The sequence below is a fragment of the Polaromonas sp. P1_G2 genome (genome assembly GCF_056405515.1).
This window is the reverse complement of the sequence record NZ_JBFUBY010001308.1, coordinates 1-426: the sequence shown is the minus strand read 5'-3', so window position 1 is coordinate 426 and position 426 is coordinate 1. Positions and strand designations below refer to the sequence as shown.

Annotated in this window: 1 protein-coding gene; it reads left to right on the top strand. The window is 60.3% G+C overall.

Features of this window, described 5'->3' with window-relative positions:
• On the top strand, positions 1-426 hold a 426-nt coding region (locus AC1D0P_RS30280), incomplete at both ends, for a 4-hydroxyphenylacetate 3-hydroxylase C-terminal domain-containing protein (RefSeq protein ID WP_477680113.1).

The following is a 426-nucleotide window of genomic DNA, read 5'->3' as shown; positions in this document are numbered from 1 at the left end:
GGCGAAGGCTTTGCGTGCAACCGGCGGTGATGCCTTCCGCGGTAACCAGGCAGCACTTGGCGAAGTGATCGGGCTACGCCACATGTTCTGGAGCTTTTCCAATGCCATGGCCTATAATCCGCAGCCCTGGGCCAATGGCGCGGTCCTGCCCAACATGGAAGCCGCACTCAGCTACCGCACCTTCATGTCGGAAGCCTATCCGCGCGTCATCGACACCGTGCGCCGGGTGATCGCCTCGGGCCTGATCTATCTGCCGTCCTCGGCCAAGGATTTCTCCAATCCCGAAATCGATCGCTACCTGGCGCAATATGTCCGCGGTTCCGGCGATATGGGCCATGTCGAGCGCATCAAGATCATGAAACTGCTCTGGGATGCGACCGGCACCGAATTCGGCGGACGGCATGCGCTCTACGAACTCAACTATGC